This is a genomic window from Rossellomorea sp. KS-H15a, from assembly GCF_024195245.1.
GTDB classification, from domain to species: domain Bacteria; phylum Bacillota; class Bacilli; order Bacillales; family Bacillaceae_B; genus Rossellomorea; species Rossellomorea vietnamensis.
Genome location: NZ_CP096886.1, coordinates 2,226,087 through 2,241,101 on the forward strand (window position 1 = coordinate 2,226,087; position 15,015 = coordinate 2,241,101).

A 15,015-nucleotide genomic window follows, 5' to 3' on the forward strand; every position below is an offset into this window, starting at 1 on the left:
TCCCACAGATATCTGTGGGAGTCTTTCTTTGGGTTTATCGTTCGATGGCAAGGGCATCAGGGATCGGCTCAAAAGGATTAGCAGGATTGATATGGTCATAGAACATGATCCCATTCAGGTGATCGATCTCGTGCTGGAACACAATGGCCGGGAGACCTTTGAGGCGAAGTTTTACTTCATTGCCGTCCACATCCCAGCCTCTTACAGTCACTCTGGCATATCGGGGTACGAAGCCCGGTACGTTCCGATCGACGGATAAACAACCTTCCCCGGAAGTTAAATAGGCTTTTTCTATGGAGTGGCTGATGATTTTCGGATTGAATAATGCGTAGCTGTATAATTTCCCCTGATTGTCTGTAACGTTGACGGCAAGCATCCGTTTTGAAACATTGATCTGGGGCGCTGCAAGGCCGATACCTGGTCTCAATCCATATTTGGCAGCCGTTTCAGGATCTTGGCTGTTTATTACATATTCCAATAAGCTTCTCAGGATTTCCCGGTCTTCTTCGGATGGCGGGATGGGCACTTCCTTAGCTACCATGGTTAATGTGGGGTGACCCTCACGGATGATGTCATTCATCGTAATCATTGTTTTTCCTCCTAGGATACATAGAGATAGAAACAGCTGGCCCCGTCAGGACACAAAAAAGACAGGGCCATCCAAATTGATCCCTTCTCTACTTTACGTATTAAGATTCTCTATTATGTATGGTACTAGTTTATCATTTTCCTTTGAAAAAGTTAATGAATGAGATTCGATATTAACAGGAATACCCGGCGGCAAATAGACATAATGATTTTAATAGGGAGAATAGTCCAATCGACATTTTTTTCCACAGTTGTAAATCCCTATTGTCAAAAGATGTAGACATAGATATAGTAGAAGGTGGTAAATAGTTAAGGGGGATCTAGTTGTGTCGAAATTTCGTTTTGCTTTCATTTTAGGAGCCGTTATTTTTGTATTAATGGGGTGTGTCGGTGGTTCTACACCTGAGGAAGATGTGTATAAGGTTCTTGAAGAAACCGTGGCCAAAGAAAGTCAATATGAGAAAGTTCAGAAGCCTCTTCAAGAGTTGGAAGAAAAGGAACAAGAAATCTATACGAAAATCATGGATCTTGGAATGAAAGAGTTTGACCAGATTGTAAAGCTTTCCGATGAAGCTCTGGACAACATCGATAAGAGAAAAGAGAATATTGAAAAAGAACGTGAGTCCATGAGTGCAGCAAAGAAAGAGTTTGCTAAAGCAGACGAATACATTGATGAGTTAGAAAGTGATGATCTTAAAAAAGATGCGAAAAAGCTGAAAAAAACGATGGAAGAACGTTATAAGCTGCATGAAAAGCTTACAACTTCTTACTTAGAGGCCCTTTCTCTTGATAAAGAACTATATAATATGTTCAAAAAGAAAGACCTTACGATGGAAGAGCTTGAGAAGCAAATTTCCTCTATTAACGAACAATACGAAAAGATAGTGAAGTTTAATGGGGACTATAATACAAAAACAGAGGAATTCAATAAACTTAAACAAGAATTTTACTCAAAGGCAGAACTTGATGTCAAAGAGTCCGAATAAACAGGTACATATAAGATGAAGGGAGGCGTAAAGTCCACCTTCATCTTTTTTATGATTTAAAGCTGTTCGATGACTTCTTACTCTATAACAGATGAGTCATAAGGATATGTTTATATATAACAGAGTGTTTCCAAGTATTAATACAGTTTTGAAAATTTATGGTAGATCGTTACAAAAAGATTGGAAAGAAACAAGAATTTATAATACTTTGTCGTTGACTAACTGATTTTTAATATTGTAAACTAGGATAGGTATTCATGAATTGTATTAGTCGATAAAGATTTTTGACTGGTACAGATAAACTCGAATGTAATTTCGGGTTTTCTTTCTTGGTATTTGTGGAAAACTACTTATAGTGTGTGTTTTTCCACAGGTACTGTGGTAGGTCATACTGAATTTGGGTAATCTAAACTATGTATGTAAAAAAACCAAAATAAATGTATAAAGAAAGGATAGGTGACTTCGATGGCTTCTAAATCAAAGAAGGCACAATTCGATGCAGTTAAGACGCTCGAACAAATTGAAGACAAGTTTGAAATGTTTCAAATTTTGAACGAAGAAGGCGAAGTAGTGAACGAAGATGCTATGCCTGAGATCTCTGATGAGGATCTACAGGAGTTAATGCGTCGCATGGTTTACACTCGTATTCTAGATCAAAGATCAATCTCACTGAACCGTCAGGGACGATTAGGTTTCTATGCACCAACAGCTGGACAGGAGGCATCTCAGATTGCTTCTCACTTCGCACTTGAGAAGGAAGACTGGATCCTTCCTGGATACCGTGATGTTCCACAAATCATCTGGCACGGTCTTCCACTTGCGAAAGCATTCTTATTCTCACGAGGACATTTCCAAGGTAACCAGGCTCCAGAAGGTGTAAATGTATTATCACCACAAATCATCATCGGTGCTCAATACATTCAAACTGCCGGTGTGGCACTTGGCCTTAAAAAACGTGGTAAGAAAGCAGTTGCCATTACGTATACAGGAGACGGTGGATCTTCACAAGGTGATTTCTATGAAGGAATCAACTTTGCAGGTTCTTATGCAGCTCCTGCGATCTTCGTCGTACAAAACAACCAATTTGCAATCTCTACTCCTCGCGACAAGCAAACAGCAGGACGCACGATCGCTCAAAAAGCGGTTGCTGCAGGTATCCCTGGTATCTTAGTCGATGGTATGGATCCTTTAGCGGTTTATTCTGCCACTCTAGAAGCGCGTAACCGTGCAGTGAATGGGGAAGGTCCTTCACTGATCGAAACACTTTGCTACCGCTATGGTCCACATACAATGGCTGGTGATGATCCAACTCGTTACCGTACATCAGAAATGGATACAGATTGGGAAAAGAAAGATCCTTTGGTACGTTTCCGTAAATTCCTTGAAGGTAAAGGGTTATGGAGTGAAGAGAAAGAAAACGAAGTGATCGAAGAAGCAAAAGAAGATATCAAAAAAGCGATCAAGGAAGCAGATTCAGCTCCAAAACAAAAAGTGACTGACTTCATCAACAACATGTATGAAGAACTTCCTTATAATCTAAAAGAACAATTAGAAATCTACAAAGAAAAGGAGTCGAAATAAGCCATGGCGCAAATGACAATGATTCAAGCGATCACTGATGCACTGCGCACAGAACTACGCAACAACGAAGACGTATTAGTTTTTGGTGAAGACGTAGGTCTAAACGGTGGTGTATTCCGTGCAACGGAAGGGCTTCAGAAAGAATTCGGTGAAGACCGCGTATTCGATACTCCACTAGCAGAATCAGGAATCGGTGGTTTAGCAATCGGTTTAGCATTAGAAGGGTACCGTCCAGTACCTGAAATCCAGTTCTTCGGTTTCGTATACGAAGTAATGGATTCAGTAAGCGGACAAATGGCACGTATGCGTTACCGTTCAGGTGGTACGTATACATCACCTATCACAATCCGTTCCCCATTTGGTGGTGGAGTACATACTCCAGAACTTCATGCGGACAGCTTAGAAGGTTTGATGGCTCAACAACCAGGTCTTAAAGTGGTTATCCCATCAACTCCATACGACGCTAAAGGTCTATTGATTTCATCCATCCGTGATAATGACCCTGTCATTTTCTTAGAGCATATGAAATTATACCGTTCATTCCGTCAAGAGGTTCCTGAAGAGGAATACACAATTGAACTTGGTAAAGCAGATGTAAAACGTGAAGGTACAGACCTTACGATCATCTCTTACGGAGCTATGGTACACGAATCATTGAAAGCTGCAGATGAGCTTGAAAAAGAAGGTCACTCAGTTGAAGTAATCGATCTTCGTACTGTAAGTCCACTGGACATTGACACGATCATGGCATCTGTTGAAAAAACAAACCGTGCCATCGTGGTTCAAGAAGCTCAAAAACAAGCGGGTATCGCAGCGAATGTAGTGGCTGAAATCAATGACCGTGCGATCCTTAGCCTGGAAGCTCCGGTTCTTCGTGTAGCGGCGCCAGATACAGTATTCTCTTTCTCTCAAGCAGAGCCTATCTGGTTACCAAACCACAAAGACGTCATCGAAACGGCGAAAAAAGTACTTAATTTCTAATGGGAAGGAGCTGAGAAGCTCCTCCATTGATAGATAAGTGAAAACAGAAGGGCATGCCACCCTTCTCTTTTCCAATTATAGATATAAGAAATAGAGACAGAAATAACCAAACATTCATCTATATATTCATTATTCAATACAGGAGGTCGAGTCCATGTCATTCGAATTCAAATTACCAGACATTGGTGAAGGTATTCATGAAGGTGAAATCGTCAAGTGGTTTGTAAAGCCAGGCGATAAAGTGGAAGAAGACGATGTACTATGTGAAGTGCAAAACGATAAAGCTGTTGTTGAGATTCCTTCTCCGGTAGCAGGAACGGTTGAGGAACTTCTTGTTGACGAAGGTACTGTAGCAGTTGTGGGCGATACTCTTATCAAGTTCGATGCACCTGGTTATGAGGACCTGCAATTCAAAGGTGGAGAAGAAGATAAGAAAGAAGAAAAAGCCGAAGAGAAGACGGAAGGTCAAGTTCAAGCAACTGCAGAACAAGGCCAGGACGTAAAGAAAGAAGCTTCTCCAGAAGCTGCTGAAGAGAAATCCGATGCAGAAGTTGACCCTAATAAGCGAGTGATCGCTATGCCTTCAGTACGTAAGTACGCAAGGGAAAACGGGGTTGAAATCCGTCAAGTATCAGGTTCAGGTAAAAATGGACGTGTCGTGAAGGAAGATATCGATGCATTCCTAAGTGGAGACAGCAAGCCTGCTTCTACCCAGGAAGAAGCGAAAACGGAAGAAAAAGCTCCAGCATCAGAATCTAAACCGTCTGCACCTAAAGCTCCTGAGGGTGAATACCCAGAAACACGTGAGAAAATGAGTGGAATGCGTAAAGCGATTGCGAAAGCAATGGTGAACTCAAAACATACAGCTCCTCACGTAACGTTGATGGACGAAATCGATGTAACGAAACTTTGGGCCCACCGCAAGAAGTTCAAAGAAGTTGCAGCTGAAAAAGGTGTGAAATTGACTTTCCTACCTTACATCGTCAAAGCATTGACAAGTGCATTACGCGAGTATCCAGCTCTGAACACATCGATTGATGATGCAACAAGCGAAATCGTACAAAAACATTATTACAATATCGGTATCGCGGCTGATACGGATAAAGGTCTATTAGTACCGGTTGTAAAAAATGCAGACCGTAAGTCCATGTTCTCCATTTCAAATGAAATCAATGAACTGGCTGGAAAAGCACGTGATGGTAAACTTTCAGGCGATGAAATGAAAGGTGCATCTTGCACAATCACGAATATCGGTTCTGCCGGCGGACAATGGTTCACTCCGGTCATCAACCATCCAGAGGTTGCCATCCTTGGTGTTGGACGCATTGCAGAAAAACCTGTGGTTAAAAATGGTGAAATTGTAGCGGCACCTGTGTTAGCATTATCATTGAGCTTCGATCACCGCATGATTGACGGAGCTACTGCTCAACATGCACTTAACCATATCAAGCGTTTGTTGAACGATCCAGAATTATTATTAATGGAGGCGTAATACAATGGTAGTAGGAGATTTCCCAATTGAAACAGATACAATCGTAGTCGGTTCAGGTCCCGGAGGATATGTAGCTGCAATCCGTGCAGCTCAACTTGGACAAAAAGTGACAATCATCGAAAAAGAAAACATGGGTGGAGTATGCTTGAATGTTGGCTGTATCCCATCCAAAGCTCTTATCACAGCAGGTCACCGTTTCCATCAGGCGCAACACTCTGATGATATGGGGATCGTAGCTGAAAACGTAAAAGTGAATTTCGATAAAGTTCAAGAATGGAAAGCTGGAGTCGTTAAGAAATTAACAGGCGGTGTTGAAGGACTTCTTAAAGGGAATAAAGCTGAAATCGTTCGCGGTGAAGCTTACCTGGTAGATGCCAATACACTACGTGTCATGGACGACAACTCGGCTCAAACATACAAGTTCAATAACTTGATCCTTGCAACTGGTTCACGTCCGATTGAAATCCCAAGCTTCAAATTCTCTAAGCGCGTGCTTGATTCTACTGGCGCACTTGCATTAGAAGAAATTCCAAGCAAGCTTGTTGTCATCGGTGGAGGGTATATCGGAACCGAGCTTGGTACTGCTTATGCCAATCTTGGATCTGAAGTAACGATCTTGGAAGGTGCCGACGATATCCTTAGCGGATTCGAAAAGCAAATGACATCTGTCGTGAAAAAAGAACTTAAGAAAAAAGGCGTTGAAGTTGTAACGAAAGCTATGGCTAAAGGCGTTGAAGAAAGTGACAGCGGCGTCGTTGTGAAATATGAAGTGAAGGGCGAAGAGAAATCGGTTGAAGCTGATTATGTTCTAGTAACGGTTGGCCGTCGTCCAAACACAGATGAAATTGGTCTTGAAGAAGTTGGAATCGAGATGACAGACCGCGGAGTTATCAAAATCGATAAACAATGCCGTACGAACATCCCGAACATCTTTGCGATCGGTGATATCGTTGATGGACCACCACTTGCTCACAAAGCTTCGTACGAAGGTAAGATCGCTGCAGAGGTTATCTCAGGAGAGCCAGCAGAAATCGATTACCTTGGTATCCCTGCTGTCTGCTTCACAGATCCTGAACTTGCAACAGTAGGTTATTCAGAAGCAGAAGCGAAAGAAGAAGGCATTGAAGTAACTGCTGCTAAATTCCCATTTGCAGCAAATGGGCGTGCTTTAGCTCTTAATGCAAGTGATGGCTTTATGAAGCTTGTCACTCGTAAAGAAGACGGTTTAATTATCGGTGCTCAAATTGTTGGTTCTGGTGCATCTGACATGATTGCTGAATTAGGACTTGCAATTGAATCCGGAATGACAGCTGAAGATGTTGCCATGACGATTCATGCTCACCCGACTTTAGGTGAAATTTCCATGGAAGCAGCAGAAGTTGCAATGGGAAGCCCGATTCACATTATCAAATAATAGGCATGACAAAAGGATGATCCCTATGATGGGATCATCCTTTTTATTATGGAAAAGAAAAGGATCGAAGCCTACAAGGCTTCGCCCCCCCGATGATTATTTCATGCATTATTGTCCCCAGGTTTGAATGGCTCTGGAAACAGGCTTGATTATATTCTCTTTAGAATTGGGCCCCTCCACTTTACATACGATCTGATTGTCCTCTACCACAACGATGGCAGGAGAAGCGGGTGGAGTATCAGCGATATCATTTGTCGTCTTCGTGTTTAAACTGACAACCTTTAGTTGCTTAAAGTGATCCGGGTATCGTTTTTTAAGCTCAATGATGGCATCGTAGTATGGTATTTCCCTCGAAACATTTCTTTCATCCGTAAAAAAAATCACCTGTTTTTCTATAAATTGATCCTGTGCCAAAACCACTTTATTGGATGAGATGTCATCACACGAAGTCAAAATCAGCATAGTGGAAGTAAGTATCGCAAAAGCTAATATATGTTTCATACATCATCCTCTTTTCTTAAACGATGCTATGAACGTGGAGTTATAAATTTATAAATGAATTACTCTTTATCGTATCTTACGTCACATTTTATCATAGGGAAAAATGAAAAAGCGCCAAGTCATAAAAATGTTACAAAATTGAAAAGTCATACATAATGAAAGTCATCTCAAAAGAATATACTATGTTAATACCATGCTTTTGGTTGAAAAAGATATATAAGAGCCATCCGAGAGTTTTTATTATAGTGGGGCGGGTAAATGTAAATAAATCTATAAAAGGATGTTTTATCATGAAATCGTACATCGCTTTTTTGGTCCAAATGATTTTATGGAGCGTGTTTTCAATAGCTGAATGGATTTCTGAAAAAGATCATATAGAATATAAATGGATTATGTTTGTCCTGTTTTTTTACCTTGCATTTATGGCTGCAAGGAAGATCGTTCAATCAAGAAGGCTTACGCTGTTCATTACTTCATTCAGTCTGTCATGCTTTTTTGTTTTTAAAATGGCGTTTGAAAATATATTGGAAATATTTTAATTCTTTCCCAGATTCCCTTTAGAATATGTTAAAATATTCAAAGTGAATACGGAAAGGTGAGAGACATGAAAAAGATTTTAGCATCCGGATTAACCCTCCTGCTCCTGACTGCTTGTGGAAGTGAACAAACGGGGTCCAGCCATGAAGCGGAAAAATCCAACCAGACTGAAGTGAAAGAAGTGGATCAGACGCAAAGTGAAGGCCCGGAAACTGAAGTATCAGAAAGTGAAACACACGAGAAGGAAGAACCTGCTAAAGAAGTGGTGCAGACCAAGGATTACAAGATAAATGAGGCTAATTGGAGCATCGAACCAATCGATAAAGCCAATCCTAAAGTGGTCCTCCTGACGATTGACGATGCACCCGACCAACATGCACTTCAAATGGCTAAAGACCTAAAAGAGTTGAAAGCACCAGCCATTTTCTTTGTGAACGGTCATTTCCTTGATACGCCTGAGGAAAAAGAAACGTTAAAAAAGATTCATGATCTTGGATTTATGATCGGGAACCATACATATAGTCACAGTAGTTTGAGAGATCTTTCTCCGGAAGAGCAAAAAGAGGAAATCGTATCTGTCAGTGACCTTGTGGAATCCATCACAGGGGAGAGGCCTCAATTCTTCAGGGCTCCTTTCGGCCAGAATACGGACTACAGTCGCGAGCTTGCAGCTGAAGAAAAGATGTCCTTGATGAATTGGACTTATGGATATGACTGGGAAAAGCAATATCAAACGAAAGCAGCCATTACAGATATCATGATAAACAGTCCATATTTGAATGACGGAGCGAATCTCCTCATGCATGATCGTACATGGACGAGTGAAGCGTTGAAGGACATTGTGAACGGCCTTCGTTCGAAGGGATATGAAACCCTCGATCCACACAGGATTAAAACAATAGAATAGTTATAAAAGATGCATGGATGAATCACTTCATTTATGCATCTTTTTTTATTGAACCCTACATATTCCAGAAAGCCCTTACATACACTCTTATGATTAAAAGTATGATTGATTGTGAGGATAAAAACTTAAATATGTTATACAATTTAGGCTTGATATTTTAAATGTGTTATATTATTATAGAAGCAGATAAGATAAAGCGTTTACAAAACCACTTAAAGGAGAGGAAAAAAGATGGGAACAATTGTATGTCAATCATGCCTAGGTACTATTGAGCATTATGAAGATGAGAAGGTTTCTGTTTTATTCTCTAACTGTTGTGACTGCAACGACGATAAAGAATTAGACGATTAATGCCTGCTAAGGGGAGCGGGTATGAATAGCGTCTTAAAGGGGTTCTTATAAATAAAGAATAAAAAGGATGAAGAAGGGTCCCCCTTCTTCATCCTTTTTTTCATCGAATGGCCCGATGCTCTTTGATGACTCTTAAATGTCGTAAATCATAGTCTTCAGGCCCTTGTACTGGAAGTCCTGCTTCTATATTGGTTTTGATATAATGGATGTTTTCCTGAGTGATGATCTCCCCTGGAATGAATATTGGGATACCAGGAGGGTAGACCATGATGAACTCAGCGATGGTCCTTCCAACGGAATCATCAATCGGAATGACTTCCGTATCAGCATAAAAAGCGTCCCTCGGTGTAATGGATAGAACAGGAATGTCAGGCAGCATCACTTTAACAGGGGTCATCTCGCCTTGTTTCTTAAGGCTCGTAACCAGTTCTTTTAAAGCAGTGACCAATTGGTTTCCTTCATATTCAGTATCACCAGGTGTGATGATGCACAGGATATTATACAGGTCGGACATTTCAACCTCGATATTATGAGCTTCTCTTAACCACTTTTCCGCATCGAACCCGCTGATTCCAAGGTCCTTCACGGATATAATCAGCTTGGTCGGATCATACGCATAGGTGGCTTTCGTTCCAAGGATTTCTTCCCCTACACAGTATAAACCTTCAATCTCGTTGATTTGCCTTCTCATATTCTGTGAGAGTTCGATCGTTTTGGTGATGAGCTCCCGTCCTTCAGTGGCAAGTCGTTTTCTTGCAACATCAAGGGATGCAAGGAGTAAGTATGACGTGGAAGTCGTCGTCAGCATGCTTAAGATGGTCTGCACACGCTTAGCAGAGACAAGTCCTTCTTTCATATTGAGGACTGAGCTTTGAGTCATGGATCCCCCGAGCTTATGAACACTCGTAGCTGCTAAGTCAGCACCTGCCTGCATGGCTGACAGGGGAAGTTCATCATGGAAGTGTATATGAACCCCATGAGCTTCATCGACGAGTACCGGAACATGATAAGAATGGGCAATTTCCACGATTTTCTTTAGGTCTGCGGAAATCCCGAAATAGGTCGGATTGATGACCAATACACCTTTGGCATCAGGGTTTTGTTCCAAAGCTTTTGCAACGGCGTCTGTCGTGATGCCGTGTGAGATCCCAAGGTCCTCATCAATATCCGGATGGATAAAGATAGGAGTGGCCCCTGAGAAAACAATTGCAGACATAACGGATTTATGCACGTTTCTTGGAACAATGATCTTGTCTCCAGGTCCGCACACACTCATGACCATCGTCATGATCGCTCCGCTCGTCCCCTGAACAGAGAAGAAAGTATGGTCGGCACCGAATGCCTCGGCAGCCAAATCCTGAGCTTCCTTGATCATGCCTTTAGGTTGGTGCAGATCATCTAAAGGACCGATATTAATCAAATCAATGGATAGCGCATTTTCTCCTATGAATTCCTTAAAGGCAGGATCCATCCCTGCACCTTTCTTGTGACCTGGAATATGAAACTGGACGGGATTTTTTTTACTATGTTCAATTAAGCCGGTAAACAACGGCGTTTCATTTTGAGACAATTCATTCAACACCTCTTTATATTCTTCATGGCACAATCAACCAACATGCATGCTAAAGATATCATTATATAGGAATCTAACCTTCATTTCATACATTCTTACGATATTTTCAACAAACAAAAGAATTATAGCACTTAAGAAAATCTTTGCATAGTGACATACGCCCATGAAGATGTATTTTTTTTCATAGCACAAACAATAGAAGTCATACTCCTGATTTTTGGCTCATTTCCGCCCTGTGTAGAGTGACAGCCAGACCAAGCTCGCTTGGTCTGGCTGTCACTCTACACAGGACGACCTTTCAGCAAAGCTGAAAGGCGGGTGAAACGGACGTTTCACCCGAATGAGCCAAAAATCTACCTAACTTATCAATTAAATACATACAACCCTCTCATCTAAGACTGACCTTATCTCTTATAAATATACAACACACGAAAGAAAGGATTTCACTACCTCCATCCAGAATAAATGAATGCATGGAGGGATTCAAATGAAATGGAAAACGAGGGTTACAGATTTATTGAACATTCAATATCCGATCATACAAGGGGGCCTTGCCCACCTGGCATATGCAGAACTGGCTGCGGCAGTGTCGAATGCAGGCGGCCTTGGCCAAATCACTGCCATGTCACTCGATGACCCTGAGCAGCTTCGTCAAGAAATCAAAAAGGTAAGATCACTAACAGATCAACCCTTCGGAGTGAACTTTGCCATCGGTCAGCATGGACGCCCATTCAGCAGGTTTGTTGATATTGCCATAGAAGAAAAAGTGCCGGTCATCTCCGTTACAGGGGGAAACCCGACTCCCCTGTTTCAACAAATCGAAGGGGAAGATATGGTGAAGCTTGTATTGGTCGCATCAAAAAGACAGGCCCTGAAGGCTGAAGAACTCGGGGCGGATGCCGTCATGGTCGTTGGACAAGAAGGGGGAGGACATCTGGGTAAGGATGACATCGGGACATTCGTCTTGATTCCACGTGTGGTGGATGCTGTATCCATCCCTGTCATCGCCTCGGGAGGTATTGGGGACGGCCGTGGTTTGATGGCAGCCCTCAGCTTCGGCGCAGAAGGAGTCGAGATGGGGACAAGATTCATAGCGACAAAAGAGTGCGTCCACGCCTCAGACGTGTATAAACGTGCCTTGATTGAAGGGGAAGAGAGTGGTACAGTAGTCATTAAACGATCTTTAGGTGCCCCGGCCAGAGCGATATCAAATGCCTGGACAAATCAAATCCTGGCTGCTGAAACATCGAATCCGGGATATGAAGGATTAAAGTCATACATAAGCGGCGAGGCGAATAAACGATATATTTACGATGGTGAAGTAGACGAAGGCTTTGCGTGGGCAGGACAGGTGATGGGATTGATCCAGGACATCCCGTCGGTTAAAGATCTCATTGGGCGAATGATTTCACAAGGTGAAAACATTCGTGAAAAGTGGAGTTAATACATTCATCAAAGGAGTTGCAGTGCAAAATGGAATATCAATACCCCTTCGATATAGACTGGTCCACGGAGGAAGTCATCGACGTCATTGCCTTTTTCGAAGCGATTGAAAAGGCATATGAAAAAGGTGTTTCAAGAGAGGACCTGATGAATCGATATAAGCGATTTAAAGAAATCGTCCCTGGTAAAGCAGAAGAGAAAAGGATCTGTAATGAATTTGAAGAATCCAGTGGCTATTCATCCTACCATGTGGTGAAAAAAATGAAAGAGCAGCAGGACGCTGCCAAAATATCGATGAATTAAAGGAACGACTGCCGTAAACGGCAGTCGTTCTTTCTGCATTATTCCCTACAGTTATATGGTTTAGTTCATTTTATAAAGGGGTAAAAGTGTTTCAAAGGCACTTTCAACTTCCTGGATCAATTCATCTCCGGTCATCTTAATGGCAGAGTCACGATCCAGATGAAGTCCGCATAGAAGTTCAGCTTTCTTTACATTTTGAACTCTTTCAGTTAAAGCAAGGAATTCATCTTGTGACAAAGAGGAGAAGGATGCAGCATCCGGCTTAGTATGATCTCCAGACCAAACAAAGTGACCGGGAATCAATGACCTTATCTTATCTGCATTTTCTTCAGCTTTCTTACCGAATTCAACTTTATTTGGAGCTTCATAGATCATTGCAAACCAAATAAATACATGGGTTTCCCATAACCCGATTTGGAAATGAGGATGTTTTTTGTAACCGCGTTTGCTGTTTGCAAAAGCAACCCACGTGTCCTCTGGAGGATTCACTGAGCGTCTTGCATGTTTCGCCACATGGTAAAACATCTCATCACCTGTCAGGGCACTAAGAGCGGGTGCGAAATGTTCACCCAGGTAGGTAAGCTTTGGCCTGATCTGTTCTGCGATGGCCGTCATCCGGTCGTCGAGACCATCAATCTTAAAAACATTAAAATCATCTTTAGTGAAACCGTTAAATGTCATGTTGTAACCTCCTTATTTCCACCAATATCTTACCATAAAGAGGTACAGGCTTGTAGCAAATGAATTATCTATAGGTGTCTGCACATTTTAGTTACAAGATGAGAGGATATTTCATAACATGTAGTAAATATTATCAGAACAATCAGATAAATCGAAAACTCGGAAGGGGTGTATGGCCATGAAACAAGTAATGAACACTTCTAAAAAACGTGATGTCCAACAGCAAAGAATGAACGTATTGAGACTTGAAATGGATTATGAATTAGCCGTATTGTTCGAAGCAATCCAAACGAAGAATACAGAAACCCAGACCAAGTCCAAGCAGAAACTTATGAGCATCAGGGAAGAACTAATGAAAATGAAGGCTTTATAGAGCAAATAACATTCAATGGTTTAAAGTATGCTGATAACAAAATCTACTTTTGAACGCGAGCTCATAGTGGTTGGAGAGTTCGCTTTTTTATGGGTAAATGACCTTACTTGGTGAAGCCTATTTTCTTGAATGAATCGAACCTAGGAGTTAAGATTATCTGAAAAGACCATATTAGTAAGGACTACACTGATTTTCGCTAAGCATATTGGAGGCTAAAAATACATGACAAATTGGACCGAACTAGATCAAAATGTTAGAACATGGATACATGAAGCCGGTGAGAGGATACGTCAGTCATTTAAAACCGAACTGAATATTAAAACGAAATCGAACCGAAATGACTTGGTCACCGATATGGATGAAGCGACTGAGCGATACTTTACAGAAAACATACGAACCAATTACCCCGATCATCAAATTTTGGGAGAAGAAGGATATGGTGATGATTTCAAAGAGTTATCCGGAATAACATGGATCATCGACCCAATCGATGGAACGATGAATTTTGTCCATCAGCAGAGAAACTTTGCCATTTCTATCGGAATTTACGATGGAAATGAGGGGAAGTTAGGATACATATATGATGTCGTGCATGACGAGCTTTACTTTGCGAATAAAGGCAAAGGTGTCTTTATGAATGATGTGAAGCTTCCGCAGCTTGATCCCGTTCCTGTGGAAGATGCGATTGTTGCATTGAATGCACTGTGGGTGACAAAGAACAAGCGTATTGATTCCTCCATTCTGGCTCCACTCGTGCAGGATGTGAGAGGGACCCGGTCCTATGGTTCAGCAGCTATGGAGCTTGCTTATGTGGCTTCAGGGAGGCTGGATGCATACTTAACAATGCGCCTTGCACCGTGGGATTTCGCAGCCGGAAAGATTATGATCGAAGAGCTTGGTGGGGTGGTGACTGACCTTGATGGTAACCCATTGAATCCATTAAACAAGAGTTCTGTCTTCGTCGGGAAGCCTGGTCTGCATGAAACCATTTTGACTGACTATCTGCATAGAAATAAATAAATGAAAAAAGAGTGGTGGCCGTTGGATGGCCGCCACTCCTTTTTTTGTACTACAATCTTCCTTCTTCTCTGTATTTCTTCTTGGTCTTAAAACCAAATCCCATCACAATGAATAAACAAACGATACTTACAGCTGCAAGCAATATATTTTGCAAACTGATTGAAATGGCTATGCCCATCAGTGAAACGGCCGCTAATATCGAAAAAAGTACAAAGATCCATTTTATATTTGCCATCCTGTAACCCCCATTATTGATAAACGATGATTCGTTTCTTTACTGATTG

At 41.6% G+C, this 15,015-nt stretch carries 17 protein-coding genes; 12 read left to right on the forward strand and 5 right to left on the reverse strand.

Going from position 1 to position 15,015, the window contains the following annotated elements; all coding sequences use genetic code 11:
* Positions 1-34: 34 nt before the first annotated feature.
* Positions 35-589, reverse strand: a complete 555-nt coding sequence (def, locus tag M1J35_RS11405; RefSeq protein WP_034756047.1) for a peptide deformylase — start codon at positions 587-589, stop codon at positions 35-37.
* 325 nt (positions 590-914) lie between these two features.
* On the opposite strand from def, the gene M1J35_RS11410 reads away from it, so the two are divergent.
* From M1J35_RS11410 to lpdA, 5 genes are all read left to right on the forward strand, one after another.
* Positions 915-1,574, forward strand: a complete 660-nt coding sequence (locus tag M1J35_RS11410; RefSeq protein WP_254651281.1) for a YkyA family protein — start codon at positions 915-917, stop codon at positions 1,572-1,574.
* A gap of 465 nt (positions 1,575-2,039) precedes the next feature.
* On the forward strand, positions 2,040-3,155 hold the full coding sequence (gene pdhA / locus M1J35_RS11415) for a pyruvate dehydrogenase (acetyl-transferring) E1 component subunit alpha (protein ID WP_034756042.1): 1,116 nt from the start codon (positions 2,040-2,042) through the stop codon (positions 3,153-3,155).
* Between the two features lie 3 nt (positions 3,156-3,158).
* Entirely contained in the window at positions 3,159-4,136 is a 978-nt protein-coding gene (locus M1J35_RS11420; RefSeq protein WP_034756039.1) for an alpha-ketoacid dehydrogenase subunit beta, read from the forward strand.
* A 154-nt stretch (positions 4,137-4,290) separates the two neighbouring features.
* A complete protein-coding gene (locus M1J35_RS11425; protein WP_034756037.1) occupies positions 4,291-5,628 on the forward strand; it encodes a dihydrolipoamide acetyltransferase family protein in 1,338 nt (445 codons plus the stop codon).
* A 4-nt stretch (positions 5,629-5,632) separates the two neighbouring features.
* Positions 5,633-7,042: a dihydrolipoyl dehydrogenase gene (gene lpdA, locus M1J35_RS11430; RefSeq protein WP_034756034.1), complete on the forward strand. Its 1,410-nt coding sequence runs from the start codon at positions 5,633-5,635 to the stop codon at positions 7,040-7,042.
* A 108-nt stretch (positions 7,043-7,150) separates the two neighbouring features.
* Here lpdA and M1J35_RS11435 read toward each other — a convergent pair whose 3' ends face one another.
* Positions 7,151-7,543 (reverse strand): small peptidoglycan-associated lipoprotein, encoded by a 393-nt coding sequence (locus M1J35_RS11435; protein WP_254651282.1) that lies wholly within the window; start codon positions 7,541-7,543, stop codon positions 7,151-7,153.
* 290 nt (positions 7,544-7,833) lie between these two features.
* On the opposite strand from M1J35_RS11435, the gene M1J35_RS11440 reads away from it, so the two are divergent.
* From M1J35_RS11440 to M1J35_RS11450, 3 genes are all read left to right on the forward strand, one after another.
* Positions 7,834-8,082: a hypothetical protein gene (locus M1J35_RS11440; protein ID WP_034756031.1), complete on the forward strand. Its 249-nt coding sequence runs from the start codon at positions 7,834-7,836 to the stop codon at positions 8,080-8,082.
* A gap of 65 nt (positions 8,083-8,147) precedes the next feature.
* The gene (locus tag M1J35_RS11445; RefSeq protein ID WP_224520345.1) at positions 8,148-8,987 is read left to right on the forward strand and encodes a polysaccharide deacetylase family protein; all 840 of its coding nucleotides are present in this window, start codon (positions 8,148-8,150) and stop codon (positions 8,985-8,987) included.
* A 231-nt stretch (positions 8,988-9,218) separates the two neighbouring features.
* Complete coding sequence (locus M1J35_RS11450; protein WP_082051137.1) at positions 9,219-9,338, forward strand: GapA-binding peptide SR1P; 120 nt, start codon at positions 9,219-9,221, stop codon at positions 9,336-9,338.
* Between the two features lie 100 nt (positions 9,339-9,438).
* Here M1J35_RS11450 and M1J35_RS11455 read toward each other — a convergent pair whose 3' ends face one another.
* The gene (locus M1J35_RS11455) at positions 9,439-10,908 is read right to left on the reverse strand and encodes an aminotransferase class I/II-fold pyridoxal phosphate-dependent enzyme (protein WP_224520344.1); all 1,470 of its coding nucleotides are present in this window, start codon (positions 10,906-10,908) and stop codon (positions 9,439-9,441) included.
* A 490-nt stretch (positions 10,909-11,398) separates the two neighbouring features.
* Here M1J35_RS11455 and M1J35_RS11460 point away from each other — a divergent pair, with 490 nt between their 5' ends.
* Entirely contained in the window at positions 11,399-12,355 is a 957-nt protein-coding gene (locus M1J35_RS11460) for an NAD(P)H-dependent flavin oxidoreductase (RefSeq protein ID WP_224520343.1), read from the forward strand.
* 29 nt (positions 12,356-12,384) lie between these two features.
* Positions 12,385-12,657, forward strand: a complete 273-nt coding sequence (locus M1J35_RS11465) for a UPF0223 family protein (protein ID WP_034756022.1) — start codon at positions 12,385-12,387, stop codon at positions 12,655-12,657.
* A gap of 60 nt (positions 12,658-12,717) precedes the next feature.
* On the opposite strand, the gene M1J35_RS11470 is transcribed toward M1J35_RS11465, so the two are convergent.
* Positions 12,718-13,338, reverse strand: coding sequence for a YktB family protein (locus M1J35_RS11470; protein WP_254651283.1), 621 nt, complete (start codon positions 13,336-13,338; stop codon positions 12,718-12,720).
* A gap of 178 nt (positions 13,339-13,516) precedes the next feature.
* On the opposite strand from M1J35_RS11470, the gene M1J35_RS11475 reads away from it, so the two are divergent.
* A complete protein-coding gene (locus M1J35_RS11475) occupies positions 13,517-13,711 on the forward strand; it encodes a hypothetical protein (RefSeq protein WP_034756016.1) in 195 nt (64 codons plus the stop codon).
* A 222-nt stretch (positions 13,712-13,933) separates the two neighbouring features.
* Entirely contained in the window at positions 13,934-14,731 is a 798-nt protein-coding gene (locus M1J35_RS11480) for an inositol monophosphatase family protein (RefSeq protein WP_224520341.1), read from the forward strand.
* 49 nt (positions 14,732-14,780) lie between these two features.
* On the opposite strand, the gene M1J35_RS11485 is transcribed toward M1J35_RS11480, so the two are convergent.
* Entirely contained in the window at positions 14,781-14,966 is a 186-nt protein-coding gene (locus M1J35_RS11485; RefSeq protein ID WP_254651284.1) for a YlaF family protein, read from the reverse strand.
* Positions 14,967-15,015 lie beyond the last annotated feature (49 nt).

Excerpts from the sequence above, each read along its gene's own strand:
- M1J35_RS11450 (WP_082051137.1), top strand. The coding sequence starts at position 9,219 with ATGGGAACAATTGTATGTCAATCATGCCTAGGTACTATTGAGCATTAT.
- M1J35_RS11435 (WP_254651282.1), bottom strand. The coding sequence starts at position 7,543 with ATGAAACATATATTAGCTTTTGCGATACTTACTTCCACTATGCTGATT.
- M1J35_RS11465 (WP_034756022.1), top strand. The coding sequence starts at position 12,385 with ATGGAATATCAATACCCCTTCGATATAGACTGGTCCACGGAGGAAGTC.
- lpdA (WP_034756034.1), top strand. The coding sequence starts at position 5,633 with ATGGTAGTAGGAGATTTCCCAATTGAAACAGATACAATCGTAGTCGGT.
- M1J35_RS11480 (WP_224520341.1), top strand. The coding sequence starts at position 13,934 with ATGACAAATTGGACCGAACTAGATCAAAATGTTAGAACATGGATACAT.
- M1J35_RS11485 (WP_254651284.1), bottom strand. The coding sequence starts at position 14,966 with ATGGCAAATATAAAATGGATCTTTGTACTTTTTTCGATATTAGCGGCC.
- pdhA (WP_034756042.1), top strand. The coding sequence starts at position 2,040 with ATGGCTTCTAAATCAAAGAAGGCACAATTCGATGCAGTTAAGACGCTC.
- M1J35_RS11420 (WP_034756039.1), top strand. The coding sequence starts at position 3,159 with ATGGCGCAAATGACAATGATTCAAGCGATCACTGATGCACTGCGCACA.
- def (WP_034756047.1), bottom strand. The coding sequence starts at position 589 with ATGATTACGATGAATGACATCATCCGTGAGGGTCACCCCACATTAACC.
- M1J35_RS11475 (WP_034756016.1), top strand. The coding sequence starts at position 13,517 with ATGAAACAAGTAATGAACACTTCTAAAAAACGTGATGTCCAACAGCAA.
- M1J35_RS11460 (WP_224520343.1), top strand. The coding sequence starts at position 11,399 with ATGAAATGGAAAACGAGGGTTACAGATTTATTGAACATTCAATATCCG.
- M1J35_RS11470 (WP_254651283.1), bottom strand. The coding sequence starts at position 13,338 with ATGACATTTAACGGTTTCACTAAAGATGATTTTAATGTTTTTAAGATT.
- M1J35_RS11425 (WP_034756037.1), top strand. The coding sequence starts at position 4,291 with ATGTCATTCGAATTCAAATTACCAGACATTGGTGAAGGTATTCATGAA.
- M1J35_RS11440 (WP_034756031.1), top strand. The coding sequence starts at position 7,834 with ATGAAATCGTACATCGCTTTTTTGGTCCAAATGATTTTATGGAGCGTG.
- M1J35_RS11445 (WP_224520345.1), top strand. The coding sequence starts at position 8,148 with ATGAAAAAGATTTTAGCATCCGGATTAACCCTCCTGCTCCTGACTGCT.